Raw genomic sequence first — 18,065 nt, 5'->3', positions numbered from 1 at the left:
ACTCATGTTTTTACCCATTTTTACATTGCTAACTCAGTACAAATAAAGAGCATTATTGAATAATCGGTAAAATTGATCTCTGCAATCACATTACGGTAAGAAAGATTGGATGACACAATCGGTGATAAAGGGTTGAAAAACAAAGCAACTTCAATTAGGATACGCCCGATTTAGCAAGTATAAATTGACAATCATCGGCGGTATAATTTTCCCGTTTACACCCAACTAACACAAGGGGCTTGAGCATGGATTGCAACAAAACTGAAGCGTATTTTAACGACTGGACAGAGCGGATTGACCTAGCTGAAGCAATGATTCCATTGATTGGTAGTCTTTACCGTAACAAAGGCATCAACATCAGCATCTATGGCCGCACCTTAGTCAACAGAACTCCCCTCGGGATTTTACGCGCACATCGGTTTGCACGCCAAATTCTCGATAACGAGATCTCTGTTCGTGATAGCTTTCCTATCCTTGAAGCAGTGAGCAAACTCGACTTAGCCCCCGGTAAAATAGATATCGGCAAGCTGACCATTCGTTATCAATCCCAAGGGGTTGGTAAAGATCTTGCTGAATTTGTCGGTCAAGAGCTAACCTCCCTCAATACGGGTAAAACCTCCGTTCTCGATGAGCCACGCGATGTCGTACTTTATGGCTTCGGCCGCATCGGTCGCTTGCTCGCTCGAATCCTGATTGAGCAAACGGGCGGTGGCGACAAGTTACGTGTTCGTGCCGCAGTCGTTCGTAAGGGCGGACCTGATGACCTCGTCAAACGCGCGAGCTTACTTCGACGTGATTCTGTCCACGGTCGTTTTCAAGGAGTTATTAAAGTTGACCGTGAAGAGAACGCGATCATCGCCAATGGCAACATGATCAAAATCATCTATGCCGATGCTCCTGAAGATATCGACTACACGCAATATGGCATCGATAACGCGATTGTTATCGACAACACAGGTATCTGGCGTGACCGCGAAGGTCTCGGCCGCCACCTTCAAGCCAAAGGGGTCTCCAAGGTTATCCTTACTGCGCCAGGCAAAGGAGACATCCCTAACATCGTATTTGGGGTAAACAACGAACTCATTGCAACAGAGAAGGAGATCTTCTCCGCAGCAAGTTGTACCACCAACGCCATTGTTCCTATACTGAAAGCCGTTCAAGATAAGTTTGGTATCGTCAACGGCCACGTTGAAACCTGCCACTCTTATACCAACGATCAAAACTTGATTGATAATTACCATAAAGGGGCTCGTCGCGGTCGCAGTGCGGCACTGAATATGGTTCTCACTGAAACAGGCGCCGCTAAGGCGGTTGCCAAAGCATTGCCGGAACTCGGTGGCAAATTAACAGGTAACGCTATCCGCGTACCTACACCCAATGTTTCAATGGCGATTCTTAACTTAACACTCGAAAAGGGAACAACGCCTGAAGAGCTTAATGCACATCTGCGTGACGTCTCTCTTGATTCTCCACTTCAAGACCAAATTGATTACACCAACTCACCTGAAGTTGTTTCCACCGACTTTGTCGGATCACGTTACGCAGGTGTTGTTGACTCACTCGCCACCATTGCCGAAGGTAATCGCTGTGTGCTTTATATTTGGTATGATAACGAGTACGGTTACAGTTGTCAGGTCGTCGGATTAGTCAAAGAGATTGTTGGTCTTAACTTGCCAACGTTACCTTGTTAATTCGCAAGACATAGCAGAAACAAAACCTCGTTCAGCTTTTTCAAAGTGAACGAGGTTTTTTATTACCACTTGCGATAAACAGGGTGATCCCCCCCCATAAAATGGGTCATTTACCCCCAAACCACACCCTTTCTCCCTCCCCCAGCTCTACCATCTCCGCCATACTGTTATTTGCAATTAGGTATATTTTTTGCAGAACAATCTCCACACTAACGTCTACTGACCAATTCATTAAGGTTAAAACTATCGTCTACACATTATTCGACAAGAGGTCACGATGGCGAAACGTATAAAAGGAAGGTTGACCCCTCTCCTACTTCTCACGGCAATAGGACTCTTTATAGCCAGCCTCCTATCAATTACGCCCAGCGCAACAGACGTGACCATTAATTTCGATAAGACGGTCATCATCCCACATGAACATACAGGACCAACCCTTCATGTTGCTGTAGCAGCTATGACCTCACCACAGACAACAGGGAGATTGTACCGTGATTTAATCTTATTAATCGGCGAAAAACTACACTACTCTGCTGAATTCATTCAACGATCAACGTACACCGAAGTGGATAAACTTCTCGAAAGAAATGAGGTCGATGTCGCATTTGTTTGCTCAGGATCTTACGCCCTCGGTCATAATCTCTACGGCTTAGAACTCCTTGCTGTCCCTGTCATTGACGGCAAGACAACCTACAACTCAAACATCATTGTTGCCAAAGACAGTCCATTTCAATTACTTGAAGACCTGCGCGGTCACCGTTTCGCTTTCACTTCAAAAACTTCCAATACGGGATGCTTAGCACCGAGTTTTCTTTTGGCGACACAAGATGAATCGCCACAAACATTTTTCTCAGAGACATTGATGAGCCATGGGCACGACAACTCCGTTCAAGCTGTAGCCAATGGTTTTGTGGCTGGAGCGGCCGTTGATTCCTTAATTCTTAATCACATGATCATCGAAAATGACCCCGATGCTCTCAAAGTGCGTATTATCCATACCTCAAATGACTTTGCCATTCCACCTGTTGTGGTTCCGAAACAATTGGATCCAAAGCTTAAACAGCAACTACGAGATTTTTTTCTTACCGCGCATCAAAGCCCAGAGGGGCGCAAAATTCTTAATGCACTTCGAATCGATCATTTCACCCTCGGTAACGACAGCGACTACAATTCAATCCGAGAGATGGCCAATGTATGCGCAAAGCACTAAAACTGATCGACAGGTCAGGACTTAAAAAAAGGGTTTTTTGGCGTTCATTTGTTCTACTAACCCTTTTGATTCTAGGGGTATGTACCACTGCGACCATCTCTGAGACCAACCATTACCGCCAAGCAACTCAAACATTTTACATTGCTCAAGCGCGTCTACTGTCCCTTCAGATTCCAGATCAAGTTCTCTGGAACGATCAAGTTGGCCTACTGAAGCGACTACAAAGTACCGTCACCAGCGATAACGCCATCGACTATGCCTATCTCGTTCAAAACGGTGTGCCCGTGGTCTCCACTTTTAAAGATGGTTTTCCTCAAGGCCTCCTCCAACTAACAATCGATAACGACAACGCGATTAGTATCAAAAATGTCGCCGACCAAAGCAAACAGCACTATTATCATATTATGGTCAATGTCGGCACCACACGCGCAGCGCTTCATTTGGGGATTCGAAAAAGTGAACTCAACCGCCGCGCTTGGAATAATATCCAGCAAATTATCGCCATGTCGCTGTTAGCGGTATTGATTGGTGCAGGCCTCAGCCGCCAAATTGCCCTTGTCACCACCAGTGAAGTTGCCCAAATCACAAAGAAGCTTGATCGCCAACGTCACTTTCTGCAATCGATCATTGATGGCATTGTCGATCCAATTCGTGTCGTTCGTGACACAAAACAGATCATCCTCATGAATCGTTCGGCTGTAAACAACCTTAGTAATAAAAAAACGCAGGGGAATTTGTGCTGTGATAATTATTGTGGTGAGCGTGATGACCAAACCACGTGCCCCCTTAAAGCTGTGAAAGAGAACAATGGCCCAGTACGTGTCATTCAACAGCGTCATCAACAAGATGGAAGCACTAAAATCTACGAGATTGAAGCCTCTCCGTTGATCGAAAAAGGGCAAATTTCTGGAATGATCGAAACCACTCGCGACATCACAGATCGACTGCAACTCGAGGCCAGCCTCGATGAAAAAAAATCGAAGTTGCTTTACATGTCACATCACGATCTGCTAACAAATCTTCCTAACCGCACTCTCTTGCGCGATCGATTAAGCCAAGCACTGAATCGCAACACACCGCCCGCGATGGTCGCTCTGTTCTTTATCGGCATGGATAGATTTAAGAAAATCAACGAATCTCTTGGTCGTGAAATAGGGGATCAAGTGTTAACCCAAGTATCGAACCGGTTAAGGAACAGCTTTACCAACGGCGAAGTGATGGCACGCCTCAGTGGTGATGAATTTGCCGTAATCGTTGAAAACACTCGTGAACTCACAGCAATGAGCCGGATGGCTAAACAGATATTGGATCAATTTTCACAACCGATTATTCTTAAAAGTACCGAGATCTATCTCACCGCAAGTATCGGCATCAGCCTCTACAACAGTGATGGGAATGATACTCGACAACTGATGACCAATGCTGATATTGCCCTCACCCGTGCAAAAGATGAGGGGAGGAATCGATATCAATTTTTTGAAGCGGAGATGACCCGCCATGCCAACAAGTTTTTTCAACTTGAGAACGATCTGCGTAAGGCAATTGATCACAACCAACTCGTGGTTTACTACCAACCTCAAATCAACTTACTGTCCCGCCAAATTACAGGACTGGAAGCCCTTGTGCGCTGGAACCACCCAGAGCTTGGGTTAATCTCGCCCCTCGATTTTATCCCCCTTGCTGAAGAGTGTGGGCTCATTGTCCCAATTGGCGAGTGGGTGTTACGTGAATCGTGCAAACAAATCGTCAGTTGGCAGAAACAAGGTCGCGCGCCAATTACCGTGGCAGTCAACCTTTCGCCATTACAATTTCGTCAAGACAACTTGGTCGCAACGGTTGATAACATCATCAATGAGACGGGGATTGACCCAACGATCCTTGAGCTGGAAATTACTGAAAGTATGATTATGGATGGGCTTGAGAAAGCCACATCAACCATGGTTGAATTAACGGAGCTTGGCTTGCAGTTGGCTATTGACGACTTTGGTACAGGTTATTCATCACTGAGCTACCTGCGCTACTTCCCATTGTCGAAACTTAAAATCGATAAGTGCTTTATTGAACGGGTAACCAGCGATGAAGATGATGCAGCCCTTGCTTCAGCGGTTATTGCCTTAGCGCACAGCCTTAATCTAAAAGTCGTTGCAGAGGGGATTGAAACCGAAGCCCAGGCTGATTTTTTGCGCCAAAAGAACTGCCATCAGGGGCAAGGATTTCTCTTTAGCAAACCGTTGCCAGCGCATGAGCTTGTTGAACTTATGGATGACAGGTAGACAACAACCGTGCAGATTAAACGCAAAAAGGGCGAACCGTATAACGGTTCGCCCTTTCCATTTGAACTATTTAGACTGAGGTGATCAGTCAGTGCGCATCAGACGCATTTTTTTCCGCAGACGACGCTGTGCTTCTTTTTCTTTACGCTTACGTTTTACGCTTGGCTTCTCGTAAAACTTGCGTTGCTTCATTTCACGGAAAAGTCCTTCCTGCTGTAGCTTACGCTTAAGCACTCGGATCGCTTTTTCAACATTATTGTCAAGAACTTGAATTTCCACGAAAATCACCTCATTTCCATTTAAGATATTCCCCCCTAGGAGAGAGGAGGCTGTAATCTAACGGCCAGCCTTATTAAAGTCAAGCCCATTTCACGCATAACAGCGATTAATCAACGTTATTAGCCAAAGCTACTCTTTACTCTTCTAAATAGGACAACACATCGGCCGTTAGCTCCGCACTGTCGGTATCCATACTATTCTTCTCCATCGCAGCAGCCAGACCTTGATAGGCAACATCAAAGAGATTTTTTTGGAACAGATTCATCGTTATCGGTATCTGCTCACCCAATGCCTGCATCGTTAAGGCATCACGGCAATCTTGCGCATTGATCGATGTAATAGAGCGACACAACAGTGGTCTAACAGGGTAAATCGTACACTCCCCTTTTTCGCTCAAAAAGACGCAATTTTTACGCATGGCAATCCGCTCCTCTTCATCGACATTACAGATATGATTTACCATTTTTTTCATCGACAAAAGGAGAAGTTCACGCTCATCATCAGCCAACGTATGCTTAAGGTAGCGCGAAATATTGATCGATTCGGGTTCAAGGACCGACACATTTACCATGCAACAGCTACCGCACCCAGCCGCGCAGGCGAGACACTCATGATCGGCAGCGGTTAAATGTTTTGCAAGTTCAACCTCTAATTGATCCGTTAACTCCGTCATCACAACGCATAAATCACCAGAACTCTTTACCTTTGACAACGCTGAACTTAAAGAATCCATTAATTGATCATGATAACCAATAAAATCGAATGATTGCATCATCTCCTCCATATACAGAAATACAAGCTACTCCCATAAACAATAGAACACTGTTGTTCAATATCAAGCGCTAAAGCAATTTTACCCAAATAATATTCTATTAAACCAAACAACAGCCCCTATTCGGGTTTACTTTTAGCCCTCTCGTCCCTATATTGATTGCCGTGGTATACATTTATTTTCTCGACACTCAATCTTCCATGAATAGGACCCCATCCATGTTACGTGCATTTATTTTAGTATTATCAACCCTGCTTCTCACAAGTTGTGGCTACAACCAGATCCAAACCAATGAAGAGGCTGTTTTTGCCGCCTGGGGTGATGTTGAAGCCACCTATCAACGTCGTGCTGACCTCATCCCTAACCTTGTTGAAACCGTTAAAGCCTATGCCAAGCATGAGCAGGAGACGTTACAGAATGTCACCGCCGCCCGTGCCACGGTTGGCAAAACCACCATTTCAGCTCAAGGCTTAAGTGATCCAAAGAAGATGGAGCAGTTCGCTCAAGCGCAACAGCAGATGTCAGGAGCATTATCGCGCTTGTTGGTTGTTGCTGAGCGTTACCCCGATTTGAAGGCCAGCCAAAACTTTCGCGACCTACAACATCAACTTGAAGGCACCGAAAACCGCATCAACGTTGCCCGCCAACGTTTCAACAAAGCGGTACAACAATTTAATAGTTCCATCCGCTCCTTCCCTGGCAATTTAACGAACAGTTACATGCTCAACCTTGAGCGCAAAGAATCGTTTAAAGCGACAGCGGGTAGCGATGTTGCCCCACAGGTGAAATTTTGATCCGACACCTCAGCTACGCCTTAGTGGCTATCTTGCTGCTGTGCACCTCGGCAGCAGCACTCGACATTCCGCGCCTGGACGGCTATATCAACGATCAGGCGGGGATGATCCCAGCCTCAACCGAACTCAAGCTCGAACAATACCTTGAGCAATTTGAGCAAACCGACTCGACACAGATCGCCGTATTAACCCTGACCAGCCTTGAAGGTGAAGATCTCGCAGACACTGCGATAAGGGTTGCGCAGCAATGGAAACTAGGTCAAAAGCAGAGTGATAATGGCTTGCTGCTGCTCATTGCCAAAGATGACCGTAAAATTCGCATTGAGGTCGGCCGCGGCCTTGAAGGTCGGATGACCGATCTTCTTGCCGGTCGAATTATTGATGGTGAAATCAGCCCGTATTTTAAACAGGGTGATTTTTCTGGCGGTATCATTGCTGGTGTTGTCTCAATGAGTGAAGCAGTACGCGGCGAATACACGGGTACAGGAAAACCCAAGAAAAAGAAACGTAGCTCCCTCGGATGGCTAACGATGCTGCTATTTCTCGCCCCAGGATTACTACCTTTTGGCGGTCGACGCCGACGCTCGATGTTTTGGATGGGCAGCGGCTTTGGTGGCGGTGGTTTCGGCGGAGGCGGCGGTGGTGGATTTAGCGGTGGAGGCGGTGGCTTCGGCGGCGGCGGTTCTTCTGGAGGCTGGTAACAGTTAGCTTCGGATAGTGCGTTTCAACAATTTTCCCCAGAAAGTACCGATCCATGAAAGCATTCAGCCAACAAGAACAACAGCGTATTGAAGATGCCGTAACGCAAGCCGAAAAAAAAACCAGCGGCGAGATTGTACCGCTCATTCTGGCTCAGGCCGATGATTATCAAGGCAGTCATAGCCGCTTTAGCGCGCTATTCACGCTCGCGCTTGCCAGCATGACCCTGTGGTGGTTCCCCCACCTGCCCTTCTGGGGACTAGCTCTACTACTCGTTGTTAGCTATATTGTTACCGGTTTAGTGATTAGCAACACTCCAGCCTTGCTGCGCCGCTTTATCTCTCAGGATGAGATTAACGAGTGTGTTGATGAAAAAGCCCACGCATCCTTCACCCGTCACGGTTTACATCATACCCGCGATGAGACAGGGATATTGATCCTGATCTGCCTGTTTGAACGCCGAGTACAAATCCTCGCTGATCGCGGCATCAACAACAAGGTGCAGCAGCAACAATGGGATGAGGTCGTGCAGACCATCACCAAAGGATTGCACAACGATCATGCCTGCGATGCGCTTTGTGACGCGATTGGGCAATGTGGTGAGTTGCTTACGCCTCATTTTCCGATTAAAGAGGATGATGAAAACGAGTTGCCTAATATCATTCATCACTAGAGTTCATGCCTAAACAAAAGAAGCCCCGCTAGATATCTAGCGGGGCTTCTTTTTATTCTTTTTTTGTGGCGGACAATGCCCGCCCTACCCGATTTATCTAAATCACGTACCACGGAAAAAGTAGAGAAACACGCTCAATAAAAACCCTCTATACCAAATCAACGAAAGAACACCGATTTGGAGATCGAGAGGCCGACGAACCGCGCTGACATGTAAAAGGGAAACAGATTCATTGTAAGTAGAGTGCGGCCCGCTGCAGGCGTGAACTTTAAGGCCATTTTTTGCTTACTTTTTTGGGGCCAGTCAAAAAAGTACGTCGGCTGCGGGACGAGACCCGCGAACTTGATCTTATCTTTGATTTCGAGAGTCGTGGAATCTGATCAACATTAAATGACAGAGAACAACCATCACCCGCTGAGGCAAATGGGGGAGTTGGGGCGGTAAACAACCAGAACGAAACCGTCGGACGATGCCCGACCTATCAATTATAATTCTCGCAGCGGCGCTTGATAATAATTCCACTGCCGTGACTTCCCCTGCCAACCCGGCAAAAGAAGCGAATAAAACCGCGTCACCTGATCCTCTAAATCCATCATCCACTGCGCGTGCTGACGCACTTCACCATCTCGACCATAGTGACGATTAAGCAATGACTGAATACGTGACTGATTAGTCACTAGCGGTATAGGCAACTCTTTACGACACTGACTCAAGAACCGTTCACCATTTTGCGTAGCACCGAGAAGCTGCAGATAGGGGATCGGCTGCGCAAGAGCATTGGCCACCTCCTGTGAACGGAGACTAAACAGTTGATAACACAACAGCCGTTGAACACGGGTACGGGTAAGATGGCGGGCTTTGACTTCATCGACCAGTTGTTCATAATCATTGGCAGCCAACGCAGCTTGAAAAATCCGCTGATCTAAACCGGGTTCCATCTGATAAACATCGATAAGAGCACGACGTTGATCTAAGCAACTCTGCTGCAACATGCTAAACCAACGTTGCGGATCAACCACCATCTTTTGCTCGACGGCCTGCACTAACAATTCGTGTGCTGCTGTGGGAAGATACGGCTGCACCGCGTCACCTGCGTAGAGGCGCTGACGCAGGGCTGTGGCACTGGCGATATTGTCGACAGGCTGGAGATCGTGATATCCCGCACCAATACGCTTAATGGTCAGCGGTTCTAAGGCGCTATTGTGTTGGTCAATGGCACGTAAATAGGCCAAGGAGAGGATATTATTCGGTTGATCGAGCAATGCCGCATCAAACCCTTTATTAGCAAGAGCAGCAGCCCGTGCCTGCGGGAACGTTTGCCCCGTACGCGCATGGTGATGATCGACGTCAGCCGAGTCGTAGCCTGCCATCGCTTTAGCCAGCGGTTTTAACTGCTCCAGTTCACCGCTTTCGCTACCAAAACACATGCTATTGATGTGAGGACGAAACAGATCAAGAATTTGGATCGCACCATCAGCAAAGTGTGGTGCGCTGTTGCAGGCAAAGGGAAACGGTAGTTCAATCACCACATCGACACCGCAGCGCAAGGCCATCTGAGCGCGTGTCCACTTATCGACTAACGCGGGTTCACCACGTTGCAAAAAGTGGCCGCTCATCACCGCCACAACCACATCAGCACCGCTGACTTTTCGCGCTTGCTGAGCATGATAGCGATGGCCGTTATGAAACGGATTATATTCGGTCACCAAGCCGACGGCGCGTAGCATTAAACCACCACCGGAAGACGTTCAACGATCTGTGTTGCGAATTCGGTTGTTGCGGTGCGGCAGGCATAAGCTTCAACGCCCGCATCAAGGGCTAATGTCAACTGCTCAGCATAGGCGGGATCAATATCGGCAGCGGGAGAGAACAATTTGGCCTCGCTGCGTTGGATCAAAAACAGGATCACGCCGCGATCGCCCTGCTCCTTGGCAGCCATCAACTCAACCAGATGGCGTTTTCCCCGTTCAGTAACCGCATCGGGAAAACAAGCACACACCTCACTGCCCATCATGGTGACATTCTTCACTTCGAGCCACACCCGCTCATCGCCGCCATCAATCGTTCTCTCAAGCAAAAAATCGATACGGCTGTCACCCAATTTTTTTTCAGCCTGAACATGGTAGCCCGCCAAGCCATCAATCGTACCCTGGGTCAGTGCTTCAGCCACCACCTTATTACTGCGCTGGGTGTTAATATCAACCCACGAGTCATTAACCTGAATCAACTCCAAGGTACACGGGTATTTACGTTTGCCATTATCACTGCGTGAAAACAACACCTTTGACCCAGCAACGGCACATTGGCGCATGCTACCAGTATTAGGCGTATGGGCGGTAAAAACACTACCGTCAGCTAACTCAATATCGGCTAAAAACCGTTTGTAGCGACGCACCAGCGTTCCCGCCTGTAGCTGTGGTAACTTCATCCCATACCTCCCTTAGTCCCCACTGATCTCCGCCATCTCCCGTTCCGACAAACCAAGAAGATAGAGGATCGAATCAAGCCCCTGTTGATTGATATGGGTATCGGCCTGCTCACGCACACGCGCTTTGGCATTAAAGGCGATCCCCAACCCAGCTTTACCCAACATCGGCAAATCGTTGGCACCATCACCAATGGCAATCACTTGATCGAGAGTGATCCCCTCACGCTGGGCAATCTCCTCAAGCAGTTGTGCCTTGCGCTCACCATCAACCACCACCCCTTTTGTGCGGCCAGTAACCACGCCATCGACAATTTCGAGTTGGTTGGCAAAGGCGTAATCGAGGCCTAAATCATCTTTGAGACGATCGGTAAAAAATTGAAAGCCACCTGAAATGACAGCGGTTCTAAAACCAAGCCGCTTGAGGATACGCACCAAGTTCCGCGCGCCGGTGGTTAATGGGATATTCTGATATACCTCCATCAACGCTTCCTCTTTTAATCCCGCCAACAGAGCGACACGCGCTTCGAGGGAGGCTTTAAAATCGAGTTCACCATTCATGGCCTGTTCGGTAATCTCAGCAACCTGCTCGCCAACACCAGCCAGACGAGCGAGTTCATCGATCACCTCGATTTGAATCAGTGTCGAATCCATATCCATCACCACCAACCGTTTAGCGCGACGATAGAGACTCTCTTTTTGCACTGCCACATCGACATGCTGGCCGCCACTGAGTTGCAACAGTTGCCGTTTCAGGGCACGAATATCAAGCTGGGCATCGGTACCAATCAATAACTCGACGCAGCGTAATTCGCCCTGAGTCAGTTTAGAAATACGCTCAATATTGGCATGACAGTCAACTAAAATTGTCGAGACGTGTGCCAGAGATTCGGCATCTACCTGACTGCCCATAATGGTGACAATATAGCGGTTTTTTGCTGTTTTACGCCGATAGTCTTCCTCACTAACAACAGAGAAATCAAGATGAAGCTTCATCTCCATTGCGGCAAAAAGAAGCTCTTTTATCAACGGTTTTTCACAACTATCACCACTGGAGAGATCAAGCAGAACCGTCAACACCATCTGTGGATGAGTGACCGTCATCTCGATATCACGGATGCGCGCACCTTCCGTTTTAGAAATTAAATCGGTAACTGTGGCAAACACACCAGGACGATCGAGTCCCGTCATCGTTATCAAAATCAACCGCTTATCCATCAATACCTCGTAGAATTAAATTTATTACATGACAAAATCGATATCAGTTTACCGATATTCACGACAATGAGCAACTGCCACATCAGGATAAAATAGTACATAAAAAAGGGCGGCCTGCTTGGCCGCCCCAGTAATCACTATCGGTAAATCTTTATTCGATGCTAAATAACCGGCGATAGCTAAAACATCCATCATCATCGCCATACAACAGCACATTATTACCGACGCTTAGATCGTTGCGAAAGATCTCGGTCAAACTATCATCGCCAAGCAGATAATAACGAGCGGCTATCGCCTCTTTCGCACACTGACCATCCACCGTCAATGTCAGAGGATCGACCACCTCTAACTCACCCGCTAGCGTATCAACACTTTCTAAACAGGTGGCAACAAATGCCGCGTAATATGCCTCATCAACCATTATGGCATCAACGGCAATGCGTTGACCATCAACCAAAGCTGCTAAAGTGGTCGCCAAACCAAAGCAGTCATAATAAGCCGTATCGGGGTCTAAATTAACAACGAAAACTTCATCGTCATCATCGGTCACAGTCACGCTATCAACACCAACGGTCACCGTCCCACGGAGTCGCTGATAATCGCCCTCTTCAACGAGCAAGGCATCAAACACGGGCTGGCTATCATCACTACCTCTACGGAAATGACCAATGACGGTGACTAGATCCTCAGCGACAAGATCAGCAAATGTCGTTGGCGTACCTTGCTCCCCAAAGTAAACCGTAGCGCTGTCAACATGGATCAGAAATTCCTGATTTTGTGCCAACAACACAAATTGATTGTTGACGGTATCAACACTGAGGATTTCACCGGGCAAACGAACCAGACGACCGATATCTACAGCGGTTAAGATATCAACAAACACCACGGGACGCAGACGATAATGTCTCGGATTAACCAGATGAATTGATTTGTTCGCATCAATATCGAGCTGCACCACTAACGTCTCATCGGCACTAACATAGAACTGTCCGCGCGGATTTAGATCAATTTTACCCGACGCGGGGACATCGACATCAATGCGGCTATCATCAAAATTGACCAATTCTACAGCACTGACCTGCAAGCGAATTTTATTATACAGTCCCACCGGAACATCGCTAGCAAGGGTAAATAAGTCGGCTTCTGTTTCCAACTCCAGCAGATTGATTATCTGCCCAGAAGGCAGCGACCAGATCTCGACAAGATCATCGTCGTCATCTATTAAACTGATGCCAGTAATCGTAATCTCAATCGCCTTAAACTCATCGCTCGGAGCATCGGTCACCAACACGGCCACAGAGCCAGTTGTCGCTTCGCTGCTAGCCGAGTCACTACTGCTACTACCTCCGCCGCCACAAGCAAAAAGGGTAAGACTACAAATCAAAATCAAGCCACTGAGAAACCACCACGTATTTTTTGCTTCCATTGCCACCTCCCATATGAAAAACAACGCTAAAGCTACTACTTGAAAAGTCTAGCATGTTTATTCTAAGGCACAATGCAATCTAATTCATAAGATGTTCAATTAATATTTTCACGCCTAAACAGCAGAGTAATACACCACCAAAGACTTCCATCCGCTGGCCCCATAACGCACCAACACGTCGCCCTAATATCATCCCTACCATGGTAAATAGGGCGGCAACAACGCCAATAACTAGTGCTGGATACCAGACATCAACTTTAAGAACCCCGAGGGTTAAACCAACCACCAAGGCATCAATACTGGTGGCGACACTCAGGGTAACCAGAGTCATCCCCCGAGTTGGATCACGGCGGGGGGCATCATCGTCACAGGCAAACGCTTCATGTACCATTCGAATGCCGATAAACATCAACAAACCAAAAGCAACCCAGTGATCATAATCGGCAACCAGATCATAAATACGCGCACCGATCAACCAACCAATGATCGGCATTAACCCTTGGAAAAGGCCAAAATGAAAGCTTAAACGAAACAGATGGCGACCAGTCAAGACCGGTAAAATGACCCCTGCCGATAACGCCACGGCAAAGGCATCCATCGCTAAAGCAATGGCGACACCCAAAAGTGCATACAGTTCCATGGTTACAACTTAGCCTTAATTTTAACACGCTCGCTGTCGAGCAAACCATCGAGTTTGTCACGCTTGCGCTGGACGGCTTCAGCAACCCGTTCGGCACCAAACATCCATGTCAACTGACCAACCATCAAGGTCACATCAGCCAATTCATCAATGACCTGCTGTGCATCGACCTTTTCGCGCCGATAGTGCATCAGCGCGGCAATCAGCTCGGCGCACTCTTCCACGGCTTGATCATATTGAGCGGGTTCACCCCACACATCGACAGTTGTGCGATAAAGTTCTTCTAAGTCCAAGGGTTATTCCTTCACCTAAAATAAATTGATAATAGCGGCACTTTACACTGACAAGCACGGTGTGGCAATGGCTCCGTTACCAAGCCATTCCTGCCTGCTGAAGCAATTGATGGTCGAGGCTTAGAGCACTCCCCGAGGTGGTTAAAAAATCACCGATCATCATACCACTTGCGCCTGCTTTAAATATCTCATTTTGCCGTGTTTTAAGTTGATACTGCCGACCACCACAAACTGAAATTCGCGCCTGCGGCAACAGGTAGCGAAACAGACTAATGGTTGTCAAGCAATCGTCAGGAGAGAGGGCGGGTTGATTTTCAAGGGGAGTGCCAGCCACGGGAGTCAAAAAATTAATCGGTACCGAATCAATTTTTAAATCGCGCAAGGTACAGGCTAGTTCGATCCGCTGCGCCCAACTTTCCCCCATACCAAATATGCCACCACTGCACACCCGTAACCCTGCCTGCCCGGCAACAGTCACCGTATCAATGGCATGATGATAATCGTGGGTGGTGCAAACGTTTGGGAAAAATGAACGTGCCGTTTCAAGGTTATGGTGATAGGTCACACACCCTGCATCCACCAAGCGAGTAGCCGTCTTCCGATCGAGAAAGCCAAGCGAAACAGAGGGATCCAGATCACATTCCGCTGCAATTCTCTCGATCGCCCGCAACAAGGTATCAATCTCCTCCCCCGGTAAAACACGCGTTCCGCTAGTGACCAAGCTAAAACAGCGCGCACCACCCTGCTCGGCCCTCTTCGCCACGTCAACTAATTGATCGGCCCCCTGCAAAGGGTAGATAGGAGCAGCCGTTTGATGATGTTGCGACTGGGCACAAAATGCACAATTTTCAGCGCAACGACCTGATTTAGCGTTCACAATCGAGCACAATTCAACCTGGTCACCACAAAACTGTTGCCGAATTGCTTCAGCCCCTTGGTGCAATGACTTCAGGGCGACCTCATTCTCTTCACTCTTGCGAACTAACGATAACACCTGCTGTGCCGTTAAACTTCCACCCGATAAGATCGTTTCGATTCTTTGATGTATGCTATGGTTCATTGCGCCTCCTGTTGACTTTGAAGCTCTGACTTTACGGCTCTGGGCCAGCCTTGTCAACCAAGAGATCGCACAAGTTTACGACCCTCAACCAGTAAAGCAAAAAGGTTTGACAGCGCAATCGAATTACGGTACATACAAATCGTTGAAATTGATGCCGTTATAGCTCAGTTGGTAGAGCACTTCACTCGTAATGAAGGGGTCAACGGTTCGACTCCGTTTAACGGCTCCAATTATATAGTGCATGTGTTGCACAGAATAAAAACGCCCTTGATTTTTCAAGGGCGTTTTTGTTTCTGTCATGGTTAGATCAGCAAGTAAGTATTACCTTACTCGATGAGGCAAGATAGTTAGCTGTAACGTTTGCGATTGAATAAAATTTATTTGGGAGTAATCATGAAATTACGCACGAATATTATCGGCTATAGCACTGCGATTATAATGCTATTTTTGAATGGCTGTTCTGTCACTGATATTCCGCTGCGAGCCAGCGAAATCCCCACCGTTCGTATCGAGAAAGAAATTCACTCGCGCACAACAGGATCTAACGAAGTTATTGGCGAGTTACGAACACCTGAGGGGTTTTACGCAATCGCCACAACCCTTCCCGTGGCGGTTGAAAAACAGATGCTTCTTAAAAAAAGTTGGAAACAAGGATGTCCCGTAGGGCTGGCTGACCTGAGTTACCTTGTCCTGACACACTGGGGCTTTAATGGTCAAATCAAGGTTGGCGAACTGGTGGTGCACCGTAAGCTGACAATGCCAACACTACACACGTTTGCCGATCTCTTCGCCGCTCGCTACCCTATTGAGAAAATGGAGTTAATTGAAAACTACGATGCCAGCGATGACCGTTCTATGGAAGCCAACAACAGCTCGGCATTTAACTGCCGCGATATCACAGGAAAACCAGGTGTTTTTTCCAAGCATAGCTACGGTGGTGCTATCGACATTAACCCGCTTCAAAATCCCTATATTGCCCCGCGAAGTGCTTCACTCAAGACCATGGGCTGGGACACGATTGAAGGCAAAGAGGAGTTTTTACGCCGCAATGGATACAACACCGCATCACCAGTCTTAAGCTTTTGCACTGATCGACCCAACGATTGCCTAGTATTTCCTGAGATAGGTAGAGAGTATATTGATCGAAGTAAAAAGGTGCCGGGATACCTGCAAACAGATTCCGCAGCGGTAAATGCGTTTACTAATCAAGGTTTTGTTTGGGGGGGAAGCTGGTCGAGCCTACTTGATTACCAGCACTTTGAGTACGATAGCGCAAAGCTATTGGGCGAGTGACGCTTACCAATTGACCTGACAGGAAAAAATATGGGAATCAGAGCAATCGTTTACATCTGGTCTCTTCATACGATTAAGTGACAACCGTTAAACACAAAACGGCAGATCCTAGGATCTGCCGTTTCTATTTTAAACGTTATTGACAGCATGAAGATTAGGCCATCATCACCCCATCACGCGTGGTTTCTTTCACTTTGTACATCATGTTATCAGCCAAACGAATCAGATCGATCTTAGTGGTTGCATCGTCTGGATAGCTAGCAATACCAAAACTTGCTGTGACATTGACCGTATCACCAGCTTCAGTGGTTAACGTGTGAGCACGAACCATGTCACGCAAATTGCAGACCAAATCATAAGCACCTGATTTATCGGTTTGCGGTAGGATCAATACAAATTCATCGCCGCCATAACGCGCACCAAAGTCAACGGAGCGTATCCGACGTTTAAACAATTGACCAATTTCTGCCAACATTCGACTACCGATTAAGTGGCCATGTTTATCGTTAACCAATTTGAAAAAGTCCAAGTCAATAAAAACCAAAGCCACCTTTGAGTTAAAACGCTCAGCTCGACTAATTTCAATATCGAGAAGGTCATCTAAATAGCGGGCATTATACAGACCCGTCAGGTCATCAGTGATCACGAGTTCTCTTACGCGACTAAAGTTTCGGGCATTGGAAATTCCAATGGCGATATAATCAGCAATCGCTGAAAGCAGAGCGAGGTCGCTATCGGTAAAGGGGTCATCACCACAGCCATTGACTAACTGCATGACACCGAGAAGTTGGTTTTGAATTTGAACTGGAACGCAAACCATTGAACTCGTCTTAAAACCGATCAATTGATCGATTTTATCACTAAAACGGGGATCAACGGCAACATCTGAAACACAAACAGGTTGGCGCTGATTGACCACCCAACCAGCAATTCCCTCATTGAGGGGAATCCGTTCCCCCTTGAGGTCGTCGTCAGCAGTATCGGAAACGACGACATCAAAGACAAGCTCTTGATTGGCTTCATCGACGAGCAACAACAACCAAGTGCGCGACTTAAGGAGTAAATTACCTTTTTCGATAATTCGATTAGACAGTTCTTCGGTGTCGAGAGTTGAGGTCAACGTTTTGCCAATTTGGACTAACGTTTCCAACTCTTCATTACGACGATGCAAAATTTCGAGTAGTTCACGATCATCTTGCTGTTCTGTCATCAGGCACCCTCCTACGAATCCCTAGTCACTTATTACAAGGATAATGAACCTTAACATGAAAAATCAATGATTTACAGCTCATTATTCCACGCCTTTTCAATCAACACAC

General features: G+C 47.2%; 17 protein-coding genes and 1 tRNA gene. 8 read left to right on the top strand and 10 right to left on the bottom strand.

Annotated features, from left to right (window positions below; genetic code table 11):
* Positions 1 to 245: 245 nt before the first annotated feature.
* From ACZ5KY_RS06290 to ACZ5KY_RS06280, 3 genes are all read left to right on the top strand, one after another.
* A complete protein-coding gene (locus tag ACZ5KY_RS06290; RefSeq protein ID WP_464243048.1) occupies positions 246 to 1,691 on the top strand; it encodes a glyceraldehyde-3-phosphate dehydrogenase in 1,446 nt (481 codons plus the stop codon).
* Between the two features lie 277 nt (positions 1,692 to 1,968).
* Complete coding sequence (locus ACZ5KY_RS06285) at positions 1,969 to 2,901, top strand: substrate-binding domain-containing protein (RefSeq protein ID WP_464243047.1); 933 nt, start codon at positions 1,969 to 1,971, stop codon at positions 2,899 to 2,901.
* Positions 2,886 to 5,174, top strand: a complete 2,289-nt coding sequence (locus ACZ5KY_RS06280; RefSeq protein WP_464243046.1) for a putative bifunctional diguanylate cyclase/phosphodiesterase — start codon at positions 2,886 to 2,888, stop codon at positions 5,172 to 5,174. Before ACZ5KY_RS06285 ends, ACZ5KY_RS06280 begins: the two co-directional genes overlap by 16 nt.
* An 84-nt stretch (positions 5,175 to 5,258) precedes the next feature.
* Here ACZ5KY_RS06280 and rpsU read toward each other — a convergent pair whose 3' ends face one another.
* Positions 5,259 to 5,453 (bottom strand): 30S ribosomal protein S21, encoded by a 195-nt coding sequence (gene rpsU / locus ACZ5KY_RS06275; RefSeq protein ID WP_464243045.1) that lies wholly within the window; start codon positions 5,451 to 5,453, stop codon positions 5,259 to 5,261.
* A 136-nt stretch (positions 5,454 to 5,589) separates the two neighbouring features.
* The gene (locus ACZ5KY_RS06270; RefSeq protein ID WP_464243044.1) at positions 5,590 to 6,225 is read right to left on the bottom strand and encodes a YkgJ family cysteine cluster protein; all 636 of its coding nucleotides are present in this window, start codon (positions 6,223 to 6,225) and stop codon (positions 5,590 to 5,592) included.
* A gap of 218 nt (positions 6,226 to 6,443) precedes the next feature.
* On the opposite strand from ACZ5KY_RS06270, the gene ACZ5KY_RS06265 reads away from it, so the two are divergent.
* Genes ACZ5KY_RS06265 through ACZ5KY_RS06255 form a run of 3 tightly spaced genes read left to right on the top strand, consistent with a single transcriptional unit; the run spans position 6,444 to position 8,391 of the window.
* Positions 6,444 to 7,019, top strand: coding sequence for a LemA family protein (locus ACZ5KY_RS06265; protein ID WP_464243043.1), 576 nt, complete (start codon positions 6,444 to 6,446; stop codon positions 7,017 to 7,019).
* Positions 7,016 to 7,720 carry a TPM domain-containing protein gene (locus ACZ5KY_RS06260; RefSeq protein WP_464243042.1) on the top strand — a complete coding sequence of 235 codons (705 nt, stop codon included), beginning with the start codon at positions 7,016 to 7,018 and terminating at the stop codon, positions 7,718 to 7,720. The genes ACZ5KY_RS06265 and ACZ5KY_RS06260 overlap by 4 nt, the downstream gene beginning before the upstream one ends.
* Positions 7,721 to 7,773: 53 nt before the next feature.
* Entirely contained in the window at positions 7,774 to 8,391 is a 618-nt protein-coding gene (locus tag ACZ5KY_RS06255; RefSeq protein WP_464243041.1) for a TPM domain-containing protein, read from the top strand.
* A 485-nt stretch (positions 8,392 to 8,876) separates the two neighbouring features.
* On the opposite strand, the gene ACZ5KY_RS06250 is transcribed toward ACZ5KY_RS06255, so the two are convergent.
* The 7 genes from ACZ5KY_RS06250 to bioB all read right to left on the bottom strand — a co-directional run bounded on the left by ACZ5KY_RS06250 (position 8,877) and on the right by bioB (position 15,453).
* The gene (locus tag ACZ5KY_RS06250) at positions 8,877 to 10,118 is read right to left on the bottom strand and encodes a nucleotidyltransferase (RefSeq protein WP_464243040.1); all 1,242 of its coding nucleotides are present in this window, start codon (positions 10,116 to 10,118) and stop codon (positions 8,877 to 8,879) included.
* Entirely contained in the window at positions 10,118 to 10,819 is a 702-nt protein-coding gene (sfsA, locus tag ACZ5KY_RS06245; protein WP_464243039.1) for a DNA/RNA nuclease SfsA, read from the bottom strand. Before sfsA ends, ACZ5KY_RS06250 begins: the two co-directional genes overlap by 1 nt.
* A 12-nt stretch (positions 10,820 to 10,831) precedes the next feature.
* Entirely contained in the window at positions 10,832 to 12,034 is a 1,203-nt protein-coding gene (serB, locus tag ACZ5KY_RS06240) for a phosphoserine phosphatase SerB (RefSeq protein WP_464243038.1), read from the bottom strand.
* A gap of 151 nt (positions 12,035 to 12,185) precedes the next feature.
* Positions 12,186 to 13,460 (bottom strand): DUF4382 domain-containing protein, encoded by a 1,275-nt coding sequence (locus ACZ5KY_RS06235; RefSeq protein ID WP_464243037.1) that lies wholly within the window; start codon positions 13,458 to 13,460, stop codon positions 12,186 to 12,188.
* A 79-nt stretch (positions 13,461 to 13,539) separates the two neighbouring features.
* Entirely contained in the window at positions 13,540 to 14,100 is a 561-nt protein-coding gene (locus tag ACZ5KY_RS06230; RefSeq protein ID WP_464243036.1) for a manganese efflux pump MntP, read from the bottom strand.
* A gap of 2 nt (positions 14,101 to 14,102) precedes the next feature.
* Positions 14,103 to 14,393, bottom strand: coding sequence for an antitoxin (locus ACZ5KY_RS06225; protein ID WP_464243035.1), 291 nt, complete (start codon positions 14,391 to 14,393; stop codon positions 14,103 to 14,105).
* Positions 14,394 to 14,469: 76 nt separating this feature from the next.
* Complete coding sequence (gene bioB / locus ACZ5KY_RS06220) at positions 14,470 to 15,453, bottom strand: biotin synthase BioB (protein WP_464243034.1); 984 nt, start codon at positions 15,451 to 15,453, stop codon at positions 14,470 to 14,472.
* A gap of 153 nt (positions 15,454 to 15,606) precedes the next feature.
* On the opposite strand from bioB, the gene ACZ5KY_RS06215 reads away from it, so the two are divergent.
* Together ACZ5KY_RS06215 and ACZ5KY_RS06210 are read left to right on the top strand one after the other, a co-directional pair.
* Positions 15,607 to 15,682 (top strand) — tRNA-Thr (locus tag ACZ5KY_RS06215).
* Positions 15,683 to 15,846: 164 nt separating this feature from the next.
* Positions 15,847 to 16,746 (top strand): M15 family metallopeptidase, encoded by a 900-nt coding sequence (locus ACZ5KY_RS06210; RefSeq protein WP_464243033.1) that lies wholly within the window; start codon positions 15,847 to 15,849, stop codon positions 16,744 to 16,746.
* Positions 16,747 to 16,900: 154 nt separating this feature from the next.
* Here ACZ5KY_RS06210 and ACZ5KY_RS06205 read toward each other — a convergent pair whose 3' ends face one another.
* Complete coding sequence (locus ACZ5KY_RS06205; protein WP_464243032.1) at positions 16,901 to 17,956, bottom strand: sensor domain-containing diguanylate cyclase; 1,056 nt, start codon at positions 17,954 to 17,956, stop codon at positions 16,901 to 16,903.
* Between the last annotated feature and the right edge of the window lie 109 nt (positions 17,957 to 18,065).

The sequence above is a fragment of the Desulfuromonas svalbardensis genome (genome assembly GCF_055389415.1).
Note: the sequence above shows the minus strand (reverse complement) of the source record. Positions and strands in the feature narration are given on the sequence as shown.

What these genes read in the sequence shown, in the direction of transcription:
- ACZ5KY_RS06290 (WP_464243048.1), top strand. Translation starts at nt 246, where the DNA reads ATGGATTGCAACAAAACTGAAGCGTATTTTAACGACTGGACAGAGCGG.
- ACZ5KY_RS06285 (WP_464243047.1), top strand. Translation starts at nt 1,969, where the DNA reads ATGGCGAAACGTATAAAAGGAAGGTTGACCCCTCTCCTACTTCTCACG.
- ACZ5KY_RS06280 (WP_464243046.1), top strand. Translation starts at nt 2,886, where the DNA reads ATGCGCAAAGCACTAAAACTGATCGACAGGTCAGGACTTAAAAAAAGG.
- ACZ5KY_RS06270 (WP_464243044.1), bottom strand. Translation starts at nt 6,225, where the DNA reads ATGCAATCATTCGATTTTATTGGTTATCATGATCAATTAATGGATTCT.
- ACZ5KY_RS06265 (WP_464243043.1), top strand. Translation starts at nt 6,444, where the DNA reads ATGTTACGTGCATTTATTTTAGTATTATCAACCCTGCTTCTCACAAGT.
- ACZ5KY_RS06255 (WP_464243041.1), top strand. Translation starts at nt 7,774, where the DNA reads ATGAAAGCATTCAGCCAACAAGAACAACAGCGTATTGAAGATGCCGTA.
- ACZ5KY_RS06250 (WP_464243040.1), bottom strand. Translation starts at nt 10,118, where the DNA reads ATGCTACGCGCCGTCGGCTTGGTGACCGAATATAATCCGTTTCATAAC.
- sfsA (WP_464243039.1), bottom strand. Translation starts at nt 10,819, where the DNA reads ATGAAGTTACCACAGCTACAGGCGGGAACGCTGGTGCGTCGCTACAAA.
- serB (WP_464243038.1), bottom strand. Translation starts at nt 12,034, where the DNA reads ATGGATAAGCGGTTGATTTTGATAACGATGACGGGACTCGATCGTCCT.
- ACZ5KY_RS06235 (WP_464243037.1), bottom strand. Translation starts at nt 13,460, where the DNA reads ATGGAAGCAAAAAATACGTGGTGGTTTCTCAGTGGCTTGATTTTGATT.
- ACZ5KY_RS06230 (WP_464243036.1), bottom strand. Translation starts at nt 14,100, where the DNA reads ATGGAACTGTATGCACTTTTGGGTGTCGCCATTGCTTTAGCGATGGAT.
- bioB (WP_464243034.1), bottom strand. Translation starts at nt 15,453, where the DNA reads ATGAACCATAGCATACATCAAAGAATCGAAACGATCTTATCGGGTGGA.
- ACZ5KY_RS06210 (WP_464243033.1), top strand. Translation starts at nt 15,847, where the DNA reads ATGAAATTACGCACGAATATTATCGGCTATAGCACTGCGATTATAATG.
- ACZ5KY_RS06205 (WP_464243032.1), bottom strand. Translation starts at nt 17,956, where the DNA reads ATGACAGAACAGCAAGATGATCGTGAACTACTCGAAATTTTGCATCGT.